The organism is Blautia parvula (assembly GCF_020215665.1).
Classification (GTDB): Bacteria; Bacillota; Clostridia; order Lachnospirales; family Lachnospiraceae; genus Blautia; species Blautia celeris.
Window position 1 is genome coordinate 4,093,939 of record NZ_CP084061.1, and the last position, 24,946, is coordinate 4,118,884.

Annotated in this window: 20 protein-coding genes and 1 tRNA gene; 2 read left to right on the forward strand and 19 right to left on the reverse strand. The window is 49.5% G+C overall.

Annotation, left to right across the window (positions count from 1 at the left end; translation table 11 throughout):
* Window positions 1-33: 33 nt before the first annotated feature.
* The 16 genes from pfkA to LC508_RS19095 form a co-directional block, all read right to left on the reverse strand.
* Window positions 34-1,032 (reverse strand): 6-phosphofructokinase, encoded by a 999-nt coding sequence (gene pfkA / locus LC508_RS19020; RefSeq protein ID WP_033143329.1) that lies wholly within the window; start codon window positions 1,030-1,032, stop codon window positions 34-36.
* Window positions 1,033-1,127: 95 nt separating this feature from the next.
* Window positions 1,128-4,610 (reverse strand): DNA polymerase III subunit alpha, encoded by a 3,483-nt coding sequence (locus tag LC508_RS19025; protein WP_033143328.1) that lies wholly within the window; start codon window positions 4,608-4,610, stop codon window positions 1,128-1,130.
* A 37-nt stretch (window positions 4,611-4,647) separates the two neighbouring features.
* A complete protein-coding gene (locus tag LC508_RS19030; protein ID WP_033143327.1) occupies window positions 4,648-5,247 on the reverse strand; it encodes a class I SAM-dependent DNA methyltransferase in 600 nt (199 codons plus the stop codon).
* Window positions 5,248-5,339: 92 nt separating this feature from the next.
* Window positions 5,340-6,176: a CvfB family protein gene (locus LC508_RS19035; protein WP_103731896.1), complete on the reverse strand. Its 837-nt coding sequence runs from the start codon at window positions 6,174-6,176 to the stop codon at window positions 5,340-5,342.
* On the reverse strand, window positions 6,167-6,889 hold the full coding sequence (locus LC508_RS19040; protein WP_103731897.1) for an acyl-[acyl-carrier-protein] thioesterase: 723 nt from the start codon (window positions 6,887-6,889) through the stop codon (window positions 6,167-6,169). Before LC508_RS19040 ends, LC508_RS19035 begins: the two co-directional genes overlap by 10 nt.
* Before the next feature lie 82 nt (window positions 6,890-6,971).
* Window positions 6,972-7,043, reverse strand: a tRNA-Gln gene (locus LC508_RS19045).
* A 162-nt stretch (window positions 7,044-7,205) separates the two neighbouring features.
* Window positions 7,206-8,555 carry a glucose-6-phosphate isomerase gene (locus LC508_RS19050; protein WP_103732479.1) on the reverse strand — a complete coding sequence of 450 codons (1,350 nt, stop codon included), beginning with the start codon at window positions 8,553-8,555 and terminating at the stop codon, window positions 7,206-7,208.
* A gap of 28 nt (window positions 8,556-8,583) precedes the next feature.
* Complete coding sequence (locus LC508_RS19055) at window positions 8,584-9,549, reverse strand: D-2-hydroxyacid dehydrogenase (RefSeq protein WP_103732480.1); 966 nt, start codon at window positions 9,547-9,549, stop codon at window positions 8,584-8,586.
* A 105-nt stretch (window positions 9,550-9,654) separates the two neighbouring features.
* The gene (locus LC508_RS19060; RefSeq protein ID WP_225305228.1) at window positions 9,655-10,938 is read right to left on the reverse strand and encodes a TRAP transporter large permease; all 1,284 of its coding nucleotides are present in this window, start codon (window positions 10,936-10,938) and stop codon (window positions 9,655-9,657) included.
* Window positions 10,939-10,944: 6 nt separating this feature from the next.
* Window positions 10,945-11,484 (reverse strand): TRAP transporter small permease, encoded by a 540-nt coding sequence (locus tag LC508_RS19065; RefSeq protein ID WP_033144058.1) that lies wholly within the window; start codon window positions 11,482-11,484, stop codon window positions 10,945-10,947.
* Between the two features lie 21 nt (window positions 11,485-11,505).
* Window positions 11,506-12,549 carry a DctP family TRAP transporter solute-binding subunit gene (locus LC508_RS19070; RefSeq protein WP_103732481.1) on the reverse strand — a complete coding sequence of 348 codons (1,044 nt, stop codon included), beginning with the start codon at window positions 12,547-12,549 and terminating at the stop codon, window positions 11,506-11,508.
* Between the two features lie 18 nt (window positions 12,550-12,567).
* The gene (locus LC508_RS19075) at window positions 12,568-14,106 is read right to left on the reverse strand and encodes a xylulokinase (RefSeq protein WP_103732482.1); all 1,539 of its coding nucleotides are present in this window, start codon (window positions 14,104-14,106) and stop codon (window positions 12,568-12,570) included.
* 34 nt (window positions 14,107-14,140) lie between these two features.
* Window positions 14,141-14,983, reverse strand: a complete 843-nt coding sequence (locus tag LC508_RS19080) for a class I fructose-bisphosphate aldolase (protein WP_033144055.1) — start codon at window positions 14,981-14,983, stop codon at window positions 14,141-14,143.
* Window positions 14,984-15,054: 71 nt separating this feature from the next.
* Complete coding sequence (locus tag LC508_RS19085; protein WP_033144054.1) at window positions 15,055-16,092, reverse strand: zinc-dependent dehydrogenase; 1,038 nt, start codon at window positions 16,090-16,092, stop codon at window positions 15,055-15,057.
* Between the two features lie 375 nt (window positions 16,093-16,467).
* On the reverse strand, window positions 16,468-17,316 hold the full coding sequence (locus tag LC508_RS19090) for a MurR/RpiR family transcriptional regulator (RefSeq protein WP_033144053.1): 849 nt from the start codon (window positions 17,314-17,316) through the stop codon (window positions 16,468-16,470).
* Window positions 17,317-17,438: 122 nt separating this feature from the next.
* Window positions 17,439-19,805 carry a PAS domain-containing hybrid sensor histidine kinase/response regulator gene (locus LC508_RS19095; protein ID WP_052099756.1) on the reverse strand — a complete coding sequence of 789 codons (2,367 nt, stop codon included), beginning with the start codon at window positions 19,803-19,805 and terminating at the stop codon, window positions 17,439-17,441.
* 157 nt (window positions 19,806-19,962) lie between these two features.
* On the opposite strand from LC508_RS19095, the gene LC508_RS19100 reads away from it, so the two are divergent.
* Both LC508_RS19100 and LC508_RS19105 read left to right on the forward strand, forming a co-directional pair.
* Window positions 19,963-20,517, forward strand: a complete 555-nt coding sequence (locus tag LC508_RS19100) for a M15 family metallopeptidase (RefSeq protein ID WP_033144052.1) — start codon at window positions 19,963-19,965, stop codon at window positions 20,515-20,517.
* A 312-nt stretch (window positions 20,518-20,829) separates the two neighbouring features.
* On the forward strand, window positions 20,830-22,293 hold the full coding sequence (locus LC508_RS19105) for a nicotinate phosphoribosyltransferase (protein ID WP_033144060.1): 1,464 nt from the start codon (window positions 20,830-20,832) through the stop codon (window positions 22,291-22,293).
* Between the two features lie 79 nt (window positions 22,294-22,372).
* Here LC508_RS19105 and spoVT read toward each other — a convergent pair whose 3' ends face one another.
* From spoVT to LC508_RS19120, 3 genes are all read right to left on the reverse strand, one after another.
* Window positions 22,373-22,915 (reverse strand): stage V sporulation protein T, encoded by a 543-nt coding sequence (spoVT, locus tag LC508_RS19110; protein ID WP_033144051.1) that lies wholly within the window; start codon window positions 22,913-22,915, stop codon window positions 22,373-22,375.
* Window positions 22,916-23,051: 136 nt separating this feature from the next.
* Window positions 23,052-23,993, reverse strand: a complete 942-nt coding sequence (locus LC508_RS19115; protein ID WP_103732251.1) for a DMT family transporter — start codon at window positions 23,991-23,993, stop codon at window positions 23,052-23,054.
* Window positions 23,994-24,049: 56 nt separating this feature from the next.
* Window positions 24,050-24,946 carry an NTP transferase domain-containing protein gene (locus LC508_RS19120; protein ID WP_033144049.1) on the reverse strand — a complete coding sequence of 299 codons (897 nt, stop codon included), beginning with the start codon at window positions 24,944-24,946 and terminating at the stop codon, window positions 24,050-24,052.

A 24,946-nucleotide genomic window follows, 5' to 3' on the forward strand; every position in this document is an offset into this window, starting at 1 on the left:
TTAACTCCTGTCCCATATGCGGCAGGAAAAAATTTATACGTTCTTGCTGTAATTGTGTGACAGAGAATAGCTGATCTCAAACTGATAATCCGGAATGGTTTTCTTCATAGCCAGTGCCTCGTTGATGTCAAAATCCACATACTCGCCATTCTTGTAACCGATAACTCTCTTGGTCTTGCCTTCCAGCAGGACATCCACCGCTTTCGCGCCCATGATGGATGCATATACACGGTCCTTACATGTAGGGCTTCCGCCTCGCTGCATGTGTCCCAGTATGGTAGCCCTTGTCTCAATGCCTGTGGCAGCCTCGATACGCTTTGCCATTGCCTCAGAATGTCCGATACCCTCGGCATTGATAATAATATGATGCTTCTTGCCTTTTTTACGATTATCAATAATATTATTTATAATCTGCTGTTCGTCATAGTCATATTTTTCAGGAAGAAGAACATCCTCGGCGCCGTTGGCAATACCGCACCACAGTGCCAGATATCCGGCATTTCTTCCCATAACTTCGATAATGCTGACACGCTCATGTGAGGTGGAGGTATCACGCACTTTGTCGATGGCTTCCATAGCTGTATTCACAGCGGTATCAAAACCGATCGTATATTCCGTACATGCAATATCCAGGTCGATGGTTCCCGGAACACCTACAGCATTGATTCCCAGATTGGCCAGCTTCTGCGCACCGGCAAAGGAACCGTCACCACCGATCACGACAAGGCCGTCAATTCCGTGCTTTCTGCACACTTCAGCACCGCGTCTCTGTCCTTCCTCTGTACGGAATTCTGCGCAGCGTGCCGTATAAAGAATCGTACCGCCTCTCTGGATGGTATCGGAAACGTCCACGGCTGTCAAATCAATTATCTCTTCGTTTAATAATCCGTTATATCCCTTTAAAACACCTTTCATGTTAATACCGCGGCTCAGGCCTCGTCTTACAACTGCACGGATGGCAGCATTCATACCCGGGGCATCCCCGCCGCTGGTTAAAACACCGATTGTCTTGATTTCTTTATTCGCAGCCATTTTTCTCCTCCATTACTGTATTTTCATGATTCCCTCTTGACCTCTAATCTTAAACTGTTCAGCAATCTGAATAGTTACCTCTAATCTTCCTTATTTTAATGCATTTTGGTAAGTTTTTCAATACTCTTTTCCACAACTTTTACGTTGTCAGAGCCGTACTTTTCGTACAGTTTGCCAAGAAGTTCTCCATTTATCTTTACATTCCTGGACGGGCCGAGCCGTTTTACAGCCTTGGGAGAGCGGATATATACCACCACAGAGTCCCTTCCGTCCGAGTCATTCAACAGCCTGTAAAATTCTTCCTCACCTGACAGAAAATCCTCTTTTGTGGCAAACTGCACCCACAGTTCACTGGGTACATCGTCAAAGGAACGTATATTTTCACAGATCAGTTTGCTGGCCTTTTCATCCTCCGCCGACACTCTTCCCTGGATAAATACTTTGTCGTCCACCTCCATGAGCTGGGCATTCTTCTCATAATCCCTTGGGAAAACAACAATCTCCACGGTTCCCACAAGATCCTCCACTGTGAGGAAGGCCATTACCTTGTTGGTCTTGGTATATTTGATGGTCTTGCCTGTGATCATGCCGCCCACAGTGACCTTGGAATTATCCATGACCCTGGGCATTCCGGTCTCATCATCAGGCAGGAAATCCGTGGTTACTGCAGTGATGTTGTTTCTCCACCTCTGTTCATATTCTTCCAGAGGATGACCGCTGATATACACACCCAGCACTTCTTTTTCAAATGCCAGTTTTGCTTCCTTGGGATACTCCTCCACATTCGGCATACGGATCTCGTAGGCTTCCTTTTCCTCCTCGGAGACCAGGTCAAAAAGGCTCATCTGCCCGGTCATGGCAGTTTTTTTCTCCTGGTTCACCGCATCCAGTATCTGTACATAGACCATCATCTTCTGGCGTCGGTTGCCGGGAATACCGTCAAATGCACCTGCCTTGATGAAGTTCTCTATGGTCCGCTTATTTATGTCACGCCCGGACATGCGCTCTATGAAATCCCGGAGTGTTTTAAACTCTCCCCGCAGGTTTCTCTCCTCCACAAGTCCCTCAATGACGGGTCTTCCGATGCTCTTAATGGCGGAAAGGCCGTAACGTATGGAACCTCCGTCCACAGAAAAGGAACTTTCTCCCTTGTTGATATCAGGGGGGAGAATGTCGATTCCCATCCTTCTGCTGGAGAGGATATATTCAGACACCTTGGATGGATTGTCGATCACAGATGTCATGAGGGCTGCCATAAATTCCACGGGATAGTAATATTTTAAAAACGCGGTCTGGTAGGCCACAACCGCATAGGCTGCCGCATGGGATTTGTTGAAAGCATATTTTGCAAAGTCTATCATTTCGTCATAGATCTTGTTAGCCACCTGTTCGCTGATCCCCCGGTTGACGCAGCCGGGAACCCCTTCGTCCTCGTTGCCGTAGACGAAGTTCTGACGCTCCTTCTCCATGACGGACGCTTTCTTTTTACTCATGGCGCGGCGCACCATATCACTTCTTCCCAGGGTATAGCCGCCCAGGCTCCGCACGATCTGCATAACCTGCTCCTGGTATACAATACAGCCGTAGGTAGCATCCAGAATAGGCTCCAGCTCCGGACAATCGTATGTGATGCTCCCGGGATTGTTCTTTCCTCTGATATACTGGGGGATAAAATCCATAGGGCCCGGACGGTATAGGGAGATTCCCGCAATGACATCCTCCAGATTACCGGGCTTTAACTCCTTCATAAAGCTTGTCATCCCGCCGCTCTCAAGCTGGAACACGCCTTCCGTCTTACCGGCTCCCAGCATGGCATACACTTTCTTGTCATCATAGTCTATGTGGTCCATATCCAAATCCACACCCTTGTCACGCGCCACCAGTTTTGCCGCATTCTGGATAACCGTCAGGGTACGCAGGCCCAGAAAGTCCATCTTCAGAAGACCCAGCTCCTCCAGCGTGGTCATGGTAAACTGCGTCACCAGGGAACCATCGGATGCCCTGGAGAGGGGGACATACTCCACTACGGGCTTCTGGCTGATCACCACGCCCGCCGCGTGCATGGAGGTATGTCTCGGAAGCCCCTCCAGCCTCTTGCTCATGTCAATGAGCTTTTTCACCGTCTCATCCGTCTCATAGAGACCCCTCAGCTCAGGATTCATCTTCATGGCCTTGTCAATGGTGATGTTCAGCTCTGTGGGGATCATCTTGGCAATAGCGTCGCACTGGGCATAGGGCAGGTCCATAACACGGCCCACATCCCGGATAACGCCTCTGGCAGCCATGGTACCGAAGGTGACGATCTGCACCACCCGGTCCTTGCCGTACTTCTCCACCACATAATCAATGACCTCCTGCCTCCGCTCGAAGCAGAAGTCCACGTCAATATCAGGCATGGACACACGTTCCGGATTCAGGAAACGCTCAAAGAGCAGATTGTATTTGATAGGGTCCAGCTTGGTGATTCCCAGAGTGTATGACACAAGGCTTCCTGCAGCGGAACCACGCCCCGGTCCCACAATGATATCGTGGTCCCTGGCATACCGGATAAAATCCCATACGATCAGGAAATAATCCACATATCCCATATTCTTAATAACATTAAGCTCATAGTTCAGACGCTCTTCCAGCTCTTCCATATTGCCGCTGTACCTCTCGGCAAGCCCGTCAAAACACAGCTTGTTCAGGTATTCCCAGGCTGTATAGCCCTCCGGGACATCGAATTTCGGCAGCTTTGTCACGCCGAATTCTATCTCCACATTACAGCGCTTGGCTATCTTGTGGGTATTTTCCAGAGCCTCCGGTGCATAGGGAAACAGAGCTGCCATCTCCTCCACGGATTTCACATAATACTGGCCGCCCTCATAGCGCATTCTGTCCTCGTCCTGAAGCCTTTTGCCGGTCTGCACGCACAGGAGAATGTCATGGGCCTCCGCGTCTGTGCTGTAGGTATAGTGGATATCATTGGTAGCCACCAGTTCGATTCCCGTCTCCCTGCTCATACGCACAAGCTGCTGATTCACTCTGTGCTGCTCCGGTATACCGTGGTCCTGCAGTTCCAGGAAAAAATTCCCCTTTCCGAAAATCTCTTCATATCGCAGAGCCGCCTTTTTGGACTCCTCATAAAAACCTTTTGTGATATCTCTTGCAACTTCTCCTGCAAGGCAAGCGCTTAATGCAATAATTCCTTCATGGTATTTTTCCAGAATCTCCAGGTCTACACGTGGTTTGTAATAAAAACCGTCCACGAAACCCGTGGATACGATCTTCATCAGATTCTGGTAGCCCTCCTGGTTTTCAGCTAAAAGTACCAGGTGATAGTAACGGTCCTCTTCTCTGCCAATCTCCTTGTCAAACCGGGAACCGGGCGCCACATAGACTTCACATCCCAGAATAGGCTTGATTCCTGCAGCTTTTGCCGCCCTATAAAAATCTATGCAGCCAAACATGACACCGTGGTCCGTTATGGCTGCACTATCCATTCCCAGTTCTTTTACTCTGGCTACATATTCATTTATTTTATTAGAACCGTCCAACAGGCTGTACTCTGTATGTACATGTAAATGGGTAAATTCCACTGTTGTTCTCCTCTGTTTTACTGTTCCTGTATGGTGTCTATTCTTCTTTATTTTTTACTTTCCGAAGCAGCACATTGTACCACCTGTTATTGTGATCCTCGCCGCGGGCATCGCTGGTCTTCCAGATGTCCAGCACTTTGATATTCGGAATTGAATCCAGAAGGTCATCCAGGGAATCCCTGCTGTAATCGTAGTAATAACGACCGTTGTATCTGCCGTTCCTGTCGCCTTTGCGCACAGAAAAATACAGAACACCGTCATCCTTCAGTGCATTGAGAATCTTCTGCATCACTTCCTGGATCTTGTCCGGCGGGAAATGCCCCAATACGGCACACGCCCAGATACCATGGAATACATCGTCAAACTCCATGTCTTCCACGCGCAGATGCAGGATATCCCGGCCCGTATGAATCTCTGCCAGCTCACACATTCTGGCGGAGCCGTCCATTGCGGTTACGCTGAATCCTTCGTCTTCGAGAAACAAGGTGTCTCTTCCCGACCCACAGCCCAAATCAAGAACCTCTGCATTCTCAGGCAGCAGGTCCATAAAACGCTGAAGCTGCTCCTCCATGCTCAGTTCTACAGTTTCTTCATAATAAGGTACCGCGTATCGGTCATAATAATCTATCGAGTCCACTTATTTTCCTCCTTCTGGACAAGTACAAAAAAGAATTTGATAAATTGATTTACGGTACAAGTATATCATACCTTTTCCTATTCGTGAAGCATCTAACGTATATAAATTTTATGGTTTTTCAGTTCTATTTTCTCTTCTTTGAGCAAATGCCCCACAGCGCGTTTGAACGCATTCTTGCTCAGGCCGAACTCACGCTTTATGATTTCCGGTGAAGCCTTGTCATCAAAGGGCAGAACACCTTCAAACTCCCTGATGATCTCATACACGCTCTCGGCATCTTCATGGAGCTGGATATGGGCCTTCTGCTTTGCGCTCAAATTCAGCTTGCCGTCTTCCCTGACCTGAGTGACACGCAGTGTCAGCTCCTCGCCCACCTTATAATTGCCCTGGGCCTCCTGTTTTGGAATCAGGCCGGAATACTGCCCGTCCACTGCCACAAATACGCCGAAGTTGTCACTGTGCTCATACACCACACCTGTCACAGTATCTCCTATAATGTAGGGAGAATTTGTCTTGAGGTAGTGATACACTTTCATGGTAGCGCACAGACGGCTGCTCTTGTCTATATAGAGGGATACCAGCACTTCCTCCCCCTCATGCACCTTCTTTGTCTGTTCTTTATATGGAAGGAACAGGTCTTTTTCCAATCCCCAGTCCAGGAATGCTCCGATCTTCGTCACCTGGGCAACTTTCAAAAATCCCACCTGGTCCATCATCAGTGCCGGAGTCCTGGTGGTTGCGATCAGACGGTCAGAGGAATCCTTATAGAGGAATACCTCCATCTGGTCCCCTTCCTTCGTCCCCTCCGGCACCTCTTTGCCGGGAAGGAGCACTCTGTCCGTTTCCCCTGCGTCCGGTCTGTCTCCCAGATACACACCGAAATCCACAGTCTTCACAACAACCAGTTTCTGTTTTCTGCCTAATTCCATTCTTTTTTCTCCTTTAATTCCACAACCGCATAGGGTTCGCCGTTCTCACTGCAGAGAGCCACGGTACATACCCCCTGCTCCTGCTTCACTTTTGGTACTATGATATCTCCCAGCACTGCCTGTCCCTTGTACTCCGCCCGCATCTGGTGCACACAGAATCCGGCGGGCACGTATTCCTCTGCCATAGCCACGTACTGTCCGTTGTTTACATGGTGATTGGTATCCAGATGGTGGGGACGCACGGGAAAGCTCTCATACTCTGCCGTGTCCACAGGCATTTTGATCTTCCTGGGCGCATATTCCATGGGATATCTTTCTTCCAGTGTATAGGCCTCGATCTGCTGCTCTGATACATTTGCCGGCATACCGGTCTCCAGATCCAGATATGTCCACAGAGAGTTGGCATAGGCAACCGTTGCCCCGCTCTCATCCTCCATGGTAAAATTCCTGCTTCCCAGAAAACGCTTAAACGCATAGGGCCAGGTAGTTATTTTTATTTTCTCGCAGAGCTTTGGATACCGGTCCACAACAATCTGCCAGGAGGAAAGGACCCATACCCGGTTCTTCTCCTGCAGATAATCAATCCCCACACCTGTATGTTCCGAATGAAAGGTACTGCAGTCCTGGAAATAATTGATGACGGAATTCAGGGTCAGATTCCTGTCCTCCCCAATCTCACTGTAGCGGACATAACTTTCAAAAGAGTATTTCATTTTTTCTGCCTCCCGGGTATATAACAATTATTCCTGTATACCAAAATATCCCAGACACTTAGTCTGGGATATTGATTCTTAGCTGGGCTACAAGGATTCGAACCTTGAAATGACGGAGTCAGAGTCCGTTGCCTTACCATTTGGCGATAGCCCATTGTTTTGCAACAAAATAAATTATAAAGGATAACTCAAAAAAAATCAAGTCCTTTTTTTAATTTTTTTAAAAAAATTTTTTTCACTGTCCCGGAAGGCCCAAATACCGCATTTTCCGGCCTGGTTTCTTCCGGGACAAACAGAATACAAACAACTTTTAAGTCTACAGTCTTTCCATTAACTCCGCATGCTTTTCCTCATATCCCGGCTTTCCCAGCAGAGCGAACATGTTGCTCTTATAACTCTCAACGCCCGGCTGGTTAAAGGGATTCACTCCCAGCAGATAACCGCTGACGCCGCAGGCAAATTCAAAGAAATAGAATAACTGCCCCAGACAGAACTCATTCTGTTCCGGTATATTTACCCGAAGGTTTGGCACATTGCCGTCAGTATGAGCCAGCGCCGTGCCGTTCATTGCGCTTTTATTGATGAAGTCAACGGTTTTTCCCGCCAGATAATTGAGGCCGTCAAGATCTGCCGCTTCTTCTTTGATGACCAGTTCCTCCCTGGGTTTCTCCACATTGAGGACTGTCTCGAACATGATTCTGGATCCGTCCTGGATGAACTGACCCATGGAATGAAGGTCTGTGGTCAGGTCAACGGAAGCGGGCATGAGTCCTTTCTGGTCTTTGCCTTCGCTCTCCCCGTAGAGCTGCTTCCACCATTCCGACACGTAGTGCACGCTGGGTTCATAGTTTGCCAACAGCTCTACGGATTTGCCTTTGCGCAGAAGAATATTGCGGACTGCCGCGTAAAGGAGTGCGTCGTTCTCTTCATATGGAAGATGCAGGGCATTTTCCCGTCCAAAAGCGGCTCCTTCCATAAGCCTGTCAAGATCTGCGCCGCTGACTGCGATGGGAAGCAGACCCACTGCGGTCAGCACGGAGAAACGGCCGCCCACATCGTCAGGCACTACAAATGTCTCATAGCCTTCCGCTTCTGCCAGACTCTTTAAAGCTCCCCGGGCCTTGTCCGTGGTGGCATAGATTCTGCCTGCAGCTTCTTTCCTGCCGTATTTCTTCTCCAGCATTTCCTTGAATACACGAAAAGCGATCGCCGGTTCCGTGGTGGTTCCTGACTTGGAGATCACGTTGACGGAAAAATCCCGGTCCCCTATCACATCGATCAGCCCTTTCAGATAGGTACTGCTGATATTGTTGCCTGCAAAATAAATCTCAGGCGTTTTTCTCAGTTCTCTGCTGATATTATTATAGAATCCATGTCTCAGAAATTCAATGGCTGCCCTGGCACCCAGGTAGGAACCGCCGATGCCGATCACCACCAGAACCTCTGAATCGGACTGGATCTTTTCAGCCGCCTTTTTGATAGCCGCGAACTCTTCTCTGTCATAATCAACAGGCAGGTTGATCCATCCCAGGAAATCGTTTCCCACGCCGTTTTTTGCTGCCAGCGCAGCTCTGGCTCTTTCGGCGGCTTCTTTCATATATTCTACTTCATGGGCACTGACAAAGCCCGCTGCCTTAGAATAGTCAAATGATACCTTATTCCCCACTGCACTTCACTCCTCTCTCCACATTGCTTTACTTATTCACAACATTCACAGGACTGCCTTCTGCATAAGCCCTGATATTGTCAGCGGTAATGTCCATGATCCGCTGGCGGGATGCCTGGGCTGCCCAGGAAATGTGGGGTGTAATGAAGCAGTTCTTTGCCTTCAGCAGCGGATTACTGCCTTTGATCGGCTCTGTGGACACAACGTCCAGACCTGCGGCATATACTTTCCCGCTGTTAAGGGCATCCGCCAGATCCTGTTCCACTACCAGTTGTCCACGGCTGTTGTTGATGAGAATCACGCCGTCTTTCATTTTCGAGATATTTTCTTTATTGATTATGCCTTCTGTCTCCGGGAAGAGAGGACAGTGAAGGAAGATCACATCCGACCGGGCAAACAGGGTGTCTAAGTCCACATACTCTGCCAGCTTTTTCCCTGCCTCGCTCTGGTAAGCGTCGTAGGCGAGCACCTTCATATCCATTGCCTGAAGGATTTTTGCTGTTGCCTGACCGATCCGTCCCAGTCCGATAATGCCTGCCGTCTTGCCGTAAAGCTCTATCATGGGGTAGTCCCAGTAGCACCAGTCCGCATTGCTCTCCCATCTGCCCTCAGCTACCGTCTGCGCATGATGTCCATAGTGGGAGCAGATTTCCAGAAGAAGGCCCACTGCATACTGGCCTACGATCTGTGTCCCGTAGGTCGGCACATTCACCACCGGGATTCCTTTTTCCTTTGCATAAGCGCAGTCTACCACATTGTATCCGGTAGCCAGCACGGCGATCAGTTTAATGTTCGGGCATTTCTCTATGGTCTCTCTGGTGATCGGTGTCTTATTCATGACTACCACTTCCGCGTCTCCGATCCTCTCGGCGATCAGCGGTGAGTCCACATAGGAAGTACGGTCATATACCGTAAGCTCCCCGTATTTTTCAAGAGGTTCCCAGCTTAAATCTCCCGGGTTCTCTGTATATCCGTCCAACACTACAATTTTCATAACAATTCCTCCTTGAATGTTCCCTGTCCTGTGTCCCGGCACACGTCCCTTATCACACCTGCTTGTATGCTTTCTAAGGGGCGGCGCCGTTTTCTGTCAGTGCTGTCAGCCGAATATGAGGCCCACAGGCACTGTGATGATAGATGGAAATACTATAAAGATACATAACGCAACTGCGATCAGAATGATCCACGGCACGGATGCCTTGATGATCTTCTCCAATTCAAGTCCCGTGACATTCTGCGCCGCGTAAAGACATACTCCCACCGGCGGGGTGATCAGTCCGAAGGACAGGGTGATTACCAGGAATACCACGAAGAACAGCGGAGATACACCGACTGCCTGCACTGCAGGAAGAAGGATGGGAACCAGAATGAAGATTGCCGCTGTGGCATCCATGAACATGCCCACACAGATCAGGAACAGGTAAAGCACAAACATGATGACAATACGGTTGTCGGAAATACCTGTGATCATATTCGCCACTGCGCTTGGAAGTCCGTCCAGCTCAAAGATCAGTGATGCAGGCTTTGCCGCGATGGCCACAAAGAGGATCGTTCCTGTGGAACGGGCATTTTTGCAGATAATGCGGGGGATATCTCTCCATTTCAGGTTCTTATAAACATATACGGAAACCAGTATGGTGTAGACAACAGCGATCGCTGCACCCTCTGTGGGGGTATAAAATCCTGTATATACGCCGCCCAGCAGGATCACAGGTGTCAGCAGCGCGGGAATGGCGCTCACAAATGCTTTGCCCAGGCGTTTTCCCTGGAAAGGAGTACGGTCACCGATATTATGCTTTTTACAATAGAAGTAATTGTAAACCATAAAAATGAGACCGATAATGATTCCGGGGATCAGTCCTGCCAGCAGTGCCTGTCCAATGGACACATTGGCGGTTGCCGCTGCGTTGATCATCAGGATACTGGGGGGAATCACTGACGCCAGCATGGAACCCGACAGGTTGATGGCTGTGGCATAATCCTTGGGGTAGCCTTTCTTCTCCAGGGCATTGATACTCATCTTACCGATGGATGCGATGGCCGCTACAGAGGAACCGGACATACCCGCAAAGAGCATATTTACCACAACAGATACATGGCCCAGGCCTCCGAAGATCCAGCCAACCATGGACTCAGCCAGATCATAGATCTTATCCGCAACTCCGCCTTCATCCATAAGGGAACCGCACAGAATAAACAGCGGGACCGCAACCATAATAAAGCTGTTCATAGATGTAAACATGGACTGTGCCGCCATGGAAAGAGGCAGAGAAGACATTGTCACAATTGTAAACACAGATGCCGCACCAAGGGAAATCGCAATGGGAACTCCCAGGAACATCAGCAGCATGAAAACCACCAATAACGTAATACTCATTACCATCTGCTGTCACCCCTCCTTCTCTTCTGTTTCTTTATCTTTTTTGCTTTTTCCTGCAATCTCCACATTTCCGTGATATTCCATAAAGCTCTGCAGGACACCGATGATACCCAGTACACCGGCGATCGGCTGGCAAATGCCGATCAGATACATGGGAATCATAAGCGCTGTTCCCATTTCCTTCATCATGATCTGCTGCTGCACGACTTCCCATCCGTAAATGATCATGAAGCCGAAAAACAGAGTCACTATCACCGCATATAATATTTCGCTGAACTTTCTAAGCCATTTGGGTCCCTTTGCCACAAACAGGGTGACACGGGAAGATTCCGCCTGGTTAAAGCCTGCCGCCAGTGCCACGAACATCATCCACAGGAAGAGATACCTGCTGGTCTCCTCTGTCCAGGGAAAAGGATGTCCGATGACACGCCCGATGATCTGCACCAGGATCGTGAATATCATGCCCACCACCATAACGGCAAGGACTGCATTCTCCACTCCGTCGATCACATCAAAGAATCTGGACAGGGCTGTTTTCTTTCGTTCCATAAGAACACCTCCACCATTTTCTTAGTTTTTACCGCAGAATTTTGCCGTAGCGTCGAACAGCTCATCGTCATCGATCAGTTCTTTGAACTTATCGTAGCAGGACTGGGATACTTTAACGAATTCCTCACGACCTTCGTCGGAAATGTCATTGTACTCCATGCCGTTGTCAAGCAGGGTCTGCAGGGCAGTCTCATCTTCTTTTTCCATAAAATCAACATTCCACTGCTGTACTTCCTCACCGGCCTTTGTGATGGCATCCTGCTGTTTCTCGGATAAACCTTTGAAAACTTCGCTGTTGATCCCTACCAGCCATGCGTCTGCCATATGGTCTGTTCCGGAGATGTATTTCTGTACTTCATAGAACTTGTTGGAGAAGGGAACATCCACCGGATTTTCCTGTCCGTCCAGAGTATTTAACTGAAGCGCATTATAAACCTCACTGAAGTTCATGGGTGTTGTCACCGCACCGCAGGCACCAAAGAATTCCACATACAGTGCATTATTGGGTACTCTGAGGACCATACCCTTTAAATCCTCCGGTTTGCTCACAGGGTTTTTGGAATTGGTGATCTTACGGAAGGATCTGGTCCAGCTTCCCACCGTGGTGATTCCCATATCGGAAACACGGTTCATCAGTTCTTTTCCTGTGTCGCTGTTCAAATAATCCAGAAGCTGCTGCTGGTCATCAAACATATAAGGTACGGATATCACATTATAACCCGGTTCAAAGCTGGCATATACGCTGCTTGCCAGGATCAGCATCTGCAGGGAACCTGCTGAGAGCTGTTTGATACCTGCAGCGGTATCGCCGCCATAGAGGGAACCGTTTCCGGAAACCGTAAATTCCAAAGTTCCGTCAGAATACTCACTGGCCCGGTCTGCGAATTCCTGTGCTGCCTGATATATGTAAGACGCTTCCGGGTCCGGAACAGCGATGGTGATTTTTGTCTTCTTTTCCGCTTTGCCTGAAGCATCTGTGCTTCCGGAAGCGTTTCCTCCGCATCCTGCCAGACCGGTACAGATCATTGCTGCTGTCATTATTGCTGCTAATACTCTTTTCTTCATTTTTCTTCTCCTTTTTTACTAATGTAAATTACTCCCAATCTTATATAATTCCTTAATCTGTGGATATAACTGTATATATACCTGATACCTTTTGTTGTAGATATCATCATGTGCCCGGCTGCTTCGGATAACTTTATATACTTTCTTCTCCACCTTATCAGCAGCTTCATAGACATCTTTGAAAATTCCGGCTCCCACTCCGGCAAGCAGTGCTGCGCCGATGGGGGCCATATCATTCATATCCAGAATCTTGATATCTTTTCCTGTGATATCCGCTTTGATCTGTGCCCAGGTCTCACTCTTGGCACCGCCTCCGATAGAGGTGAATTCCTTGATTTCCCGGCCTGTAACACGTTCGGCGATCTCTGAGAGCTGTCTCAGTCCGTATCCGCAGCCCTCCATGACCGCCCGGTTCATTTCTTTTCTGGTGGTCTGCAGGGATATGCCGAAGAAGACGCCCCTGGCGTAAGGGTCCCAGATGGGGCTTCTCTCACCAAGCATGTAGGGAAGGAATACAAGGCCGCCGCTTCCCGGCTCTGCCATGTCGGCTTCCTCATTCATGAACTGAAAGGCTGTCTTATCTGTACCTACTGCCCTGTCCACCAGGTCCTGGCAGAAATTGTCCCGGAACCATTGGTAGGAAGCGCCTGTGTGGGACAGTGCGCCCTGATAGATCCAGGTTCCCTCCACCACATGGCACCTGTTGATAAATCCCTTGTCGAATTTCGGCTGGTCCACGCAGATAGTAAGGACATTGGTGGTACCCACGGACTCACACACCTGCCCGGCTTTGGTCACGCCCGCAGCCAGAGTCGCGCAGGCTGTGTCACCGCCGCCGATAATAACCGGGGTATCTCTGGGAATTCCCATCTGGATCAGGTCGGGATGGATAAGCCCTCCCACAACGTCAGTGGAAGCGTGAAGCGGAGGCAGCTTCTCCATATCGATCCCAATCTTTTCACAGAGAACTTCGGACCACTGAAAGCCGCCTGTTGTCTCGAACAGATCCGTATAGGACGCATTGGAATAATCAATAGCAAAATTACCCGACATCCTCTGGGCCAGCAGTGTGTTTACATGACCGAAATATTTTGTTTTCTCATAAACTTCCGGCAGGTTCCGCTTGATCCACAGCATAGAGGTTCCTGACATGGCACCTGCCATGGCTGTGTTCGCCGTGATCTCAAAAAGTTTTTCGCGGCCCACGGCTTCCAGGATCATCTCCGCCTCCTCGGTGCTGCGCCTGTCTGAATATATGATGGGGTCTGTAAGCACCTCTCCGTTTTCCCCCAGGGCAGCCAGTCCGGGACACAGGCTGGAAATGCTGATTCCTGCCACCCGGGACATGTCAATGTTCTTTCCCTCCTGAAGCAGACGGATACATTTTAAATACGCTCTCCACATATCCTCTGTGTCGATCTGCGCATAATCCTGATTTGGCGTGATCAGCCGGTATGAGCTGCTGCTCATGCCCAAAACCCTGGCCTGTTCGTCTATAATCGCTACTTTGATGCTGGTGGTTCCCACATCCACCCCCAATAAGTATCTATTTCCCATTTCATACACCCGTTTCGTTCTTTATTGGTTTTTCTTAGAATTCGCTGTAGTTTTTGTCGTTTTCAAGCTGAGCTAAAAGCTCTTTTGCTTCTTTTACGCTGTATCCCTCGTGGATAATGTAACGAAGAGCAATCACAAGTGCTGTCACATCTTTGTAATCCCATACGAATCTTCCCATGGTCACACCGCCGACACCACAGTCCATAGCGTCTCTTGTCATCTGCAGATAGTCATCCAGTGTCTTGCAGGCATCGCCGCCCTGGATAACGATACGGAAGGTGGAAGGTACGGTTGCCACTACTTTTGCCATGCTTTCCGGGTCACCTGTATAGGTTGTCTTGATGATATCCATACCCAGCTCACAGGCACTTCTCACACAGTATGCAATGTTTTCCCAGGCTGTTCTGTCTTCCGGTTTTACGCTCTCTCCCTTGGGATATACATGTCCGATCAGCGGCATTCCTTTTCTCATACATTCCTCTGAAACCCTGCCGATGGCCTCAAACTGCTCGCCCTGGAAATCTCCCAGTGTCATGCATCCCATAGATACAGCGTCAGCGCCCATGCGGATGGCTTCATCTACAGTGCCGAAGATGGTGTCTTTGGTGGGGGCTACCGGGGAATAGTTGGAGATTTTCATGAGCATTGCCACTTCGCCTGCGTGGTTCCACATGCAGTGTTCTGCGATTCCCTTTGTCAGTGTCATGGCATCCGGTCTTCCCAGAATGATCTTATCAATAGTATCCTGCACATGATGCAGTCCTGTCAGAGGTGCGATTCCCCTGGAAGTTGCATGGTCAACTGTGATTGCCATCATTTTGTTGCTCTTCGGGTTAACCAGTCTGCTCATTCTTACTTCTTTACCTAACATTGCCATAATTTTAATCTCCTTTTTTATCATAAAATATTGTAGTTTTTCTGCTGCTGTTCACACGCTGCTGCGTGATCCTATGGTTCAATGATCACTTTCAGGCCCTGGCCGCTTTTACACATCTCGTAAGCCTGCTGGAAATCATCAATTTTATATGTATGTGTTGCGATCTTATCCAGATTGATCTTGCCTGACATGACCATGTCCGCCGCTTCCAGATAATCAGCGCGCTTATAAGCTGTACTGCCGTTGACCGTTATTTCATTATAATGGATGGTATTTACCTCTATGGTGCACTCGCCTGTTCCGGCAAAGCCTGCGAAGAGGTTTACAGTACCGCCTTTTTTACAGAGCTTCAAAGTGGAATTCACAAGTGCCGGTACGCCGATGGCCATAACGATCACATCTGCTCCCATGCCGCCGGTGGCTTCCTTGATGATCTGTTCCAGGTTCTCACTGGTGGGGTCTACCACTCTGTCTGCGCCCAGTTCAAGGGCAACCTGGCGTCTCATCTCGTTGGGTTCGCTGACGATCACCTGCTTTGCTCCGGCAATCCTGGAAAGCTGCATGTGCATCAGTCCGATCGGTCCGGCTCCTACTATCAGCACGGTATCATTGAATCCGGTACCGGCATTTTTAAGACCGCGGATACAGCAGGCCAGAGGTTCTATCAAAGCGCCTGCGGTGAAGGATACATGATCCGGAAGTTTGATGACATTGCCGCTCTTGATGGCGATCTCCGGGATCAGCACATATTCTTCAAAGCCTCCGTCAAACTCATATCCCACTGCCTTACGGTTCATACAGGCGTTTTCCCTTCCCGCCAGACAGGCCGGACAGGAGCCGCAGGGGATCACATTGGCGATGGAAACCTTGTCTCCCGCCTGGAATCCTGAAACATTCTTTCCCACCTCACTGATGACACCGCACATCTCATGGCCGATCACGGACGGATAACGGACACCTTTTGTCTTGGTTCCTGCAAGAATCCGCATATCTGTTCCGCAGATCGCGGCTTTCTTCATCTCCAGAAGTATGTCATTATCTCCGATTTGAGGCTTCGGCAGATCTGTTGGTGCGAAATCATTCGGACCGTTCAAAACAACTGCTCTCATACTTTCTCACTCCTTTTTTTATCTTGATGACATCATAGCATGTTTAAAAATAATTTTCAATAGTATTTTTATTTTTTGTAAATTATTTTCAATTTAGGACTCTATTTTTGTCTATATTGCTGTATTTTCATTGTTTTTCATCTTTGCAAAGGACTAAATAAAAATATTTTTCAAAAAGTATTCCACTTTATTTTCACATTATTTTTGTCTTTTCTGTAATTTTTTTTCAGTTACAGCCATAAAATCCCCATCTGACTGACCACCTGACAGCGTGCAGACCTGCGCAGTCATCCTGCTGTCCGGACCGGAGAGCCTGAACAAAAAACCGCTGCAGATCACAACGACCTGCAGCGGCATTCGATTTGTATTACCTGTTTACAATTTATTTTCTGAAGTGGCTTTTCTGGTTTTCTGGATAGCCATGTAGGAGTTTTCATAATCTTCAAAGGCTACGATTGCTACCAATGTATCTATCATGGCCAATTGTGCGATCCTTGTACTGACAGACTCTGACTGGAATATAGTCTCCTCTGCCGAGGAATACAGAACCGTATCCGCAATTTTGGACAGAGGCGTCTTTCCCTGACTCACCAGAGCCACCGTATCCGCTCCATTCTCTCTGGCGTTCCGCAGACAATTCATTACATTGTAGTTGCTTCCGCTGTGGGAAATGCCGAAGGCAAGCTCACCCTCCTCCATAAGAGACGATACCATAAGCTGCATATCCGCATCATCATAGACAAAAGCCCTGATGCCTATCTTCATAAACTTATGCTGGGCATCCCTTCCCACCAGAAGGCTGCCGCCGCTGCCGAAGAAGATCAGCCGCTTTGCACTGCGTATCTGGTCTGCCACCTTTGTCAGCAAAGGCAGGTCAATACCCGCAAGGGTCCTGTTTAATACATTTACCTCTGAGGCAAAGATTTTCCTGCAGATGGTCTCCGGATCATCTCCCTGCTCCAGGCTGGGATTAAAGTGCTTGTCCCTGGGCAGCACATCTCTGGCTGCATTCACCTTGAAGTCCTGGTACCCTTTATATCCCACACTTTTACAGAACCTCACCACAGACGCATCACTCACGCCTGCCTCTTCCGCAAGCTCTGTTATATTATAGTTCAGCACTTCCTCATAATGCTCCAGTATATAAGATGCCAGTTTCATTTCTGTATTGGTAAGCAAGTGCATTCTCCCCAAAATTTTTTCCTTGCAGCTTCCTCCTACCACAATCCACGCTCCTCTTTGAACTATTTTTACAATTTACAGAAAAATCATATCATATTTGAAAAAAATTTTCAACACCAATTTCTTTTTACACATGCGCAGCTCAAACCCCTGTGTTCTTTTCTCTATGATTCCCATCCCGTAAGATCCCGTAACGTACTGATGATCTTCTCCATATCGATTGGTTTGGCAATATGGGCGTTCATGCCGGAATCCAGGGACTTCTTCACATCCTCTGAAAAGGCGTTGGCTGTCATGGCAATGATCGGGAGCTGGTCTGTATCCTGTCTCCCCAGGGCACGGATGCGGCGGGCCGCCTCGCATCCGTTCATGACCGGCATGCGGATATCCATAAGGACCGCGTGGTATCTCTCCGGATTCTCCCGCACCATATCCACTGCCTCTCTTCCGTTCACGGCCTGTTCCACCTGCGCTCCGGCCATACTGAGCAGCTCCCGGGCGATTTCCCGGTTCAGCTCATTGTCCTCGACCAACAGGACCTTCATATCCCTGAGGGGCGTTTTATCCAGGATATCTGTGACCTTTCTGTCTGTATCCGGCTTCTGGGAAACTGCATTCCTGTCCTGTAACTCCAGATACAGCGTCACTGTAAAACGAGTCCCTTTTCCCGGACTGCTGTGAACCTGCACATCACCCTGCATCATGCTGACAAGCCCTTTTACAATGGACATGCCAAGGCCGGTCCCCTGGATGTTCTTCACGCGCTCATCGTTGGCGCGCTCAAAGGGATCATAGACATGCTCCAGAAATCCCTCATCCATTCCGATGCCGTTATCCTCCACAATGAACTCAAATTTACCATAACCGCATATGTCAGACGCCTTCTCTCTGACGGCAATACCGATACATCCGCCGTCCGGGGTATATTTCACCGCATTTGTTATGAGATTCAGCAGGATCTGCCGGATACGGCCGGTGTCCCCCTGCACATTCCCGTGTATGATCTCATCTGTACATACGGTAAGCCTATGGCTCTTTTCCTCTGTCTCATGCCCGATTATAGTGCCGATATCACGCATCAGTTCCTGCAGGCAAATAGATTCCCGGGCAAGGATTATTTTGCCCGTCTCAATCCTGGTCATATCCAAAACTTCATTGAGAAGCTTCAGAAGATGCTCACTGGAAACACTGATCTTATCCAGGCAGTCCTGTATCTTCTCCGAATCCCCCGCATTTGCCTGGGCTATGGCGGTCATCCCCACAATGGCATTCATAGGGGTCCGGATGTCATGGGACATTCTGGCAAGGAAGCTGGTCTTGGCCTCATTGGCAGTCCTGGCTGATTCGTAGGCTGTTAAAAGGGCCTGGCGGTTCTTCTCATCCTCCGCACGTCTGGCATCCACGTTCCGCATCAGCAGCAAAAAACCGCCGCCGGTATCCTGCTCTATGAGCGCTGAATAATACGAATAGTAGTGAAGCTGGTGTCTCTTATCCCACATGCGCAGTTCGCCTTCCAGCCACCTTCTGTCCCGGTAGCTCTCCTCCCGGTAGAGGCTTTCCAGGACTTCCCTGTCCTCCTCATAGACACACTTCCTAAGCTGCGCCGTATAGTCCGCAAAACTGCCGTTCCGCCTGAACTCCATACTCTTCTCCGCATAGTGGACACAGTGGTATTCCGTTCTTCCCACATCCACACTGACAGCCAGCGTGTACATTCTGGACACTGCCACCTGGGCGATCATCTGGTCATAATGCTGCTCCATCTCCGCATTCTGGTCGTCAAAAGCCATGATGACAATAGGACTTTCCACACCGGATACGGCAAAGGGCAGAAGGAGTATCTGCCTCCAGTCACCGGATGCCACACGGTAGGTATATTCCACACGGCTCCCCTGGCCGTTCAGCCGCTCCGGCAGCCTGTTTCCTGATGCCAGCTCCAGAAAATATTTTCTGTACTCCGGAAGCACACTCCCTGAGGCATAGACGCACAGGAACTCCCGAAGGCTGGAACAGCCGCTCACGTATCTGCCGATTTCCTGGTAATCCTTTATGGTCTTGATCTCCTCTGTCTCTATATTGCACAGATAAATCCCTTTGTACCGTTCACTTAACGTCCTGATGACCGCATCGGATTCCTGCTCGGCCCTGATGGTGTCTGTGATATTCTGGTGATAACCCCGCAGCCGGATTCCCTCTTTATAGCTGTCATCCTGTACACCGCCGCAGCGGACATAGATCCTTCCCCATTTCGGATGTCTCCAGGGGTATTGTACCTCCGCACGCCTGTGGCTTATCATCTGCTCCACCACTTCCTGGACCTGCGGATAATATTCCGGCACGATCCTGTCATACCAGGCCCTGTAGCAGACCTCCGGTTCCGGCTCCTCATCCAGACCCAGCAGCCCCAGCATGGCTCTGTCTGCGTACATCCTGGGTTCTTTCCCTTCTTCTATCTCTATGATCCAGAGTCCTGTCTGCGCCTGCTGAAGGACCTCCTGAATCATTGTTATATCCCCGAAATGTTCCAGCATAACTCTATCCCCTTTTCTGAATGCTGCCCGTTCACGCGCTAAAACCTATGTACAGTATACTACAAAATATTTCCCAATACTATCCTGGAGCAGTGTTTTTTTCTCCTCCCTCTGCATAGAATACTGGTTGAATACGAATAATAAGGCTGGTCAATCCATGTCGAAATTTTCCATACTGGTCAATCGGGAGCGCCCCCTGCCAAAAGGCTGCATTCCGCAAAATCTGACTGAACCCGCGATTCCCTTTCAAGCACCTCCCGGTGACGCCAAACGGCTCCTGGTCAGGGAGGCAGCCGCAGCCGCTGAAAAACTGTTTGCCCGTGCCCGGGAGGAGGGGCTCTGTCTGTGCGGTATCTCAGGCTACCGTCCCTACACCCGCCAAAGTGAACTGTACCGGGCAGCTCTTGCGAAAAACACCTCCATGACCGCCGTAGCGCCTCCGGGATGCAGTGAACACCAGACAGGCCTTGCCCTGGATGTATCCTGTCCCTCTGAAGACTACGAGCTGGAGGAGACCTTCGCCCTGACGCCGGAGGGCAAATGGCTCAATACCTATGCCTCCCACTTCGGTTTTATCCTCCGCTACCCAAAAGGAAAGGAGTCGGTCACCGGATTTCCCTATGAGCCCTGGCATATCCGCTATGTAGGGGACCCCCTTGCCCTTTACCTGTCCCTCACCGGATTGACCCTGGAAGAATACTACTTGTTATAATTAGACGAAAATATGTTACTGTTCACTGCGTGCCCAGCAACACGCTTCGCGATGCACAGATATGGAGCATTTTGCTCCACATCGCGCTGGCTGCCTCGGGATTTTCATGCCTTCGGCCTGAAAACACCTCGCGGGACAGTGGTATGTGAACAGTAACGAAAATACACCAAACAATCCGGCAAAATGCCAGTGTATCCTTGCATTTTGCACAAAAAGTGCTATAATATCACCAAGGCTGACGCAATCCCGGAGAACAGACTGATTTTCAAGGGAAGGCAGACAGATAAAGCTATTGCAAAGGAGCACTATAGTATGAGAGCTTTGAATTTAACATTACTGACCGATTTATATGAGCTGACCATGATGCAGGGTTATTTTAAGAACCCTACTGACCAGGTAGTCGTTTTCGATGCCTTTTACCGAAAAAATCCGTGTGACGGAGGATACGCCATTGCTGCCGGACTTGAACAGATTATCGAATATATTCGCGACCTCCACTTCACCCCGGATGACATCGACTACCTGAAATCTCTGAAGATCTTCGACGCAGATTTTCTGGAATACCTGCGGGGCTTCCATTTTACAGGTGATATCTACGCCATTCCGGAGGGGACCGTAATCTTCCCAAGGGAACCTCTTGTGAAGGTCATTGCCCCTGTTATGGAGGCCCAGCTTATTGAGACAGCTCTGCTGAACATTCTGAACCACCAGAGCCTGATCGCCACAAAGGCCTCACGGGTGGTATATGCTGCCAAAGGGGACGGAATCATGGAATTCGGCCTGCGCCGCGCTCAGGGCCCGGACGCGGGGATCTACGGCGCCAGAGCCGCTATGATCGGCGGCTGTATCGGAACTTCCAATGTGCTGACCGGTCAGATGTTCGACGTGCCCGTAAAAGGAACCCATGCCCATAGCTGGATCATGAGTTTCCCTGACGAATACACCGCGTTTAAGGCGTACGCAAAACAGTACCCCAACGCCTGCATTCTGCTGGTGGATACCTATGACGTGCTGGATTCCGGCGTGCCCAATGCCATCCGTGTATTTAAGGAAATGCAGGAGGAGGGCATAGAGCTGAAAGGCTACGGTATCCGCATTGACAGCGGTGACCTTGCCTACCTCTCCAAACAGGCCTACAAGATGCTGGCTGACGCCGGTTTTGAGGATGCCATTATCTCCGCCTCCAGCGATCTGGACGAGTACCTGATCGACAGCCTGAAGGCCCAGGGAGCCAAGATCAATTCCTGGGGCGTGGGCACCAATCTGATCACCTCCAACGGCCATCCGGCTTTCGGCGGTGTGTACAAGCTGGCTGCCATAAAGGAAAAGGATGACGAGGACTTTGTTCCCAAGATCAAGCTTTCCGAAAATGTAGAAAAGGTGACAAACCCGGGAAACAAGACCGTTTACCGGATATATGACAAGGCCACCGGTAAAATCCGGGCGGACCTGATCTGCCTGGCGGACGAGACCTTTGACACGGAAAAAGACATGATTATTTTTGACCCCATGGCTACCTGGAAGAAGACCAAGATTGCCGGCGGCACCTATACACTGCGCGAACTTCTGGTTCCTGTATTCCTGAAGGGTGAATGTGTCTACACCTCCCCCTCCGTCATGGAGATCCGCGATATATGCGCCAAAGAAAAGGAAACTCTCTGGAGTGAGACCATGCGTCTCGTCAATCCCCAGGAAGTCTACGTGGACTTATCTGACAAGCTGTACGCGATCAAATCCAGACTTCTGGAGGAGATGGGCGAAGCTGCCATCGAATAAAGATTTGTACATGAAAAATGCACCTGTCCCCGAATCCCTCTTACCGATTCCGGACAGGTGCACTGTTTTTTTCTTTTCCCTACTGTTCCATCTGACGTCCCAGAAATCCGGAAGCCGCCTGGGCAAGCTTCAGCTCTGTCTCCGTAAATGCCCTGCCGCCCTCTCTTCCAAGCAGGATCACAATGCCGATGCTGTCCCCGGCGCATGTGATGGTGCTGTATGCCTGCGAGCTGTAATCATACCGGTCATCCTCCACCACTTTCAGGAACCCCTTGTCTGTGACAACATCATTTCCCCTGTCAGCGATCACATCCTCCAGCTCAGAATGTATCCTTTTTCCCAAATATTCCTTGGAACCGCTTCCTGCAGCGGCGATCACCTGGTCATGGTCACAGATGCATACCATACATCCGGCTACCTGGGCCAGGCTCTCTGCATACTCCTTTGCAAAATTCCCAAGCTCTCCAATGGGTGAATATTTTTTCAGGATGATCTCCCCTTCCCGGTCCGTAAAAATCTCCAGGGGGTCACTCTCTCTTATACGCAGTGTTCTTCTGATTTCTTTCGGAATTACCACACGCCCCAAATCGTCGATTCTTCTGACTATACCTGTAGCTTTCATAAAAAAATTTCCTCCATTTTACACTATGACATTTATCTTCTTTAACTTCACCTTCGCCTGAACGAATGGTAACTTTGGCAGTTAAATGTAGTATTTGTAAAATAGAGGAAACTATACATTTTTTGTTATTTTTAATCTATGCTGTTTTCGCCTTCATCCCAAAGACTTCCTTTAAATCAGCCGCTGCCGTAAGTGAACCCAGCAGGATCACGATCCCGCAGATGACGCTCTTCACATCCGGCATCTGGCCCAGGAACACAAGTGCCAGCACGATGGACCAGGCAGAGTATGTAATATCCAGAGCCATGCCTCTGGCGGCTCCCAGTGTGTTGATGGCTTTATAGTAGCACAGGTAAGAAGCTGTGCCGAAAAATGCGGATATGAGAATGATCGCCGTAGTTTTTGTAAACGCAATATCCGCGGTGAATCCCCATCCCTTAATGACCGTGAGGATCACAGCCCCATAGAAAACAGCGCTGGTCATCTGACGGATCATCAGGGCATGTTCGTTGTTCACATTCGGGTCCTTCATGCCGTAAGCACAGATCACCACCTCAACAGCCCAGCCCACCACACAGAGTAGCGCGCACGCAAATCCCAGTCCGAAATTGCTGATCTGATTGCCGCCCGGTGTATATCCAAGGGCCACCATACCGCCGATACTCACAATAAATCCCGCGATCTGAACAGGCTTCATCCGCTCTTTCAGGAAAATATAGGACAATACCGCGCCCAATGCCGGAAACATGGCGGAGATCATGGCTGTGTAGGTCGCACCCAGATACTTGATGGCAAATACATACCCGGTCATACCAATCGGCCCGCCGAACAGAGCACCCAGTATAATGAATTTGCCGCTCCTGGTCTTCAGTGCCCGCACCACATTTTTCATCTGTTTTCTGACTCCCATATAGAAGAGCATCCATACTGCAGAGCAGAAATCATGCAGAAAGGTACTCACAAAAGGCGCCAGAAAAATTGCCTGTTCCGTGCTCACAAAGGGTGTCATAGCAAGGGCGATTCCCAAAATAATGGTATCTGCCGCCCAGAAGATACCTGCTGCCAAACCTGTAATCATCTTATACTCTCCATTCTTTCAAAACCACACACCGGACTGCCCTGCTGCTTTCAGGCCTATGACCTGCCGCTTCCCTGCATTGCATATCTGGCGATATTTCCTGCTTCGTAATCATACTGGTAGGCACCGCCCGGTGCCAGAAACTGTATGCCCGATACGGAACCGTCCGCGCGCTTTGCCGGATTGATACTGTGTATCTCACTTTCCCTGCATCCCAGCGTCTCTGCTATGTATTCCATGATGCGGGAACCGGAATGATCCCTGTAGACACTGTCAAATTCCCGCAGCTCCTCCAGGGAATCGAACTCGTAGATATTCCTCTCATCACATTTTTTCAGTTTCATGGGAAGCTTCTCTATGTTCTCCAGATAGATATTCTCCCACAATTTTTCCGCAGTCTCCGGCTTCCCGTACGCCTCATCCAGAATCTCCAGAAACTGCCGGGTGTACTCCTCTGTCCAGAAGGCAGGACCGTTCATGTACCAGGAATCCCTGCCTCCGATCACCACTGAGGTGATGATTCCCTCCTCATTTTCCTGCATACACCACTCATTCGTCTCGCCCTCCGCATAAAGAGCGGAGTAAAAGCTGCCGTCCGCTTTCTTCTCAAAAGGGTTCTCATTAAAGTAATTATCTGCGCAGCATATATAGGTATTGTGCAGATATTCCCTCACCGCGTAGATGGAGCTGTGGTTGTTCTTCCTGTCATACTCCGGGTTGTGGACCAGAGTGACACCCAGCTTTTCCTTCAGATACTCAAACATTTCTGCCTTGTAGCCCGTCACCACGATGACTTCATCAATACCCGCCTCGCGGAGCTGGCAGATCTGACGTTCGATCAACACTTCACCTCTGACGGGAATCAGAGCTTTGGGCATCTCATATGAGATCGGGGCAAATCTGCTGGACAGACCCGCTGCCAGAATCACTGCATTTTCTGCCTGATAAGACAT

Excerpts from the sequence above, each read along its gene's own strand:
- pfkA (WP_033143329.1), bottom strand. The coding sequence starts at position 1,032 with ATGGCTGCGAATAAAGAAATCAAGACAATCGGTGTTTTAACCAGCGGC.
- LC508_RS19035 (WP_103731896.1), bottom strand. The coding sequence starts at position 6,176 with ATGGAATTAGGCAGAAAACAGAAACTGGTTGTTGTGAAGACTGTGGAT.
- LC508_RS19040 (WP_103731897.1), bottom strand. The coding sequence starts at position 6,889 with ATGAAATACTCTTTTGAAAGTTATGTCCGCTACAGTGAGATTGGGGAG.
- LC508_RS19055 (WP_103732480.1), bottom strand. The coding sequence starts at position 9,549 with ATGAAAATTGTAGTGTTGGACGGATATACAGAGAACCCGGGAGATTTA.
- LC508_RS19060 (WP_225305228.1), bottom strand. The coding sequence starts at position 10,938 with ATGGTAATGAGTATTACGTTATTGGTGGTTTTCATGCTGCTGATGTTC.
- LC508_RS19065 (WP_033144058.1), bottom strand. The coding sequence starts at position 11,484 with ATGGAACGAAAGAAAACAGCCCTGTCCAGATTCTTTGATGTGATCGAC.
- LC508_RS19070 (WP_103732481.1), bottom strand. The coding sequence starts at position 12,549 with ATGAAGAAAAGAGTATTAGCAGCAATAATGACAGCAGCAATGATCTGT.
- LC508_RS19075 (WP_103732482.1), bottom strand. The coding sequence starts at position 14,106 with ATGGGAAATAGATACTTATTGGGGGTGGATGTGGGAACCACCAGCATC.
- LC508_RS19080 (WP_033144055.1), bottom strand. The coding sequence starts at position 14,983 with ATGGCAATGTTAGGTAAAGAAGTAAGAATGAGCAGACTGGTTAACCCG.
- LC508_RS19085 (WP_033144054.1), bottom strand. The coding sequence starts at position 16,092 with ATGAGAGCAGTTGTTTTGAACGGTCCGAATGATTTCGCACCAACAGAT.
- LC508_RS19095 (WP_052099756.1), bottom strand. The coding sequence starts at position 19,805 with ATGCTGGAACATTTCGGGGATATAACAATGATTCAGGAGGTCCTTCAG.
- LC508_RS19100 (WP_033144052.1), top strand. The coding sequence starts at position 19,963 with ATGTCGAAATTTTCCATACTGGTCAATCGGGAGCGCCCCCTGCCAAAA.
- LC508_RS19105 (WP_033144060.1), top strand. The coding sequence starts at position 20,830 with ATGAGAGCTTTGAATTTAACATTACTGACCGATTTATATGAGCTGACC.
- spoVT (WP_033144051.1), bottom strand. The coding sequence starts at position 22,915 with ATGAAAGCTACAGGTATAGTCAGAAGAATCGACGATTTGGGGCGTGTG.
- LC508_RS19115 (WP_103732251.1), bottom strand. The coding sequence starts at position 23,993 with ATGATTACAGGTTTGGCAGCAGGTATCTTCTGGGCGGCAGATACCATT.
- LC508_RS19120 (WP_033144049.1), bottom strand. The coding sequence starts at position 24,946 with ATGTCTTATCAGGCAGAAAATGCAGTGATTCTGGCAGCGGGTCTGTCC.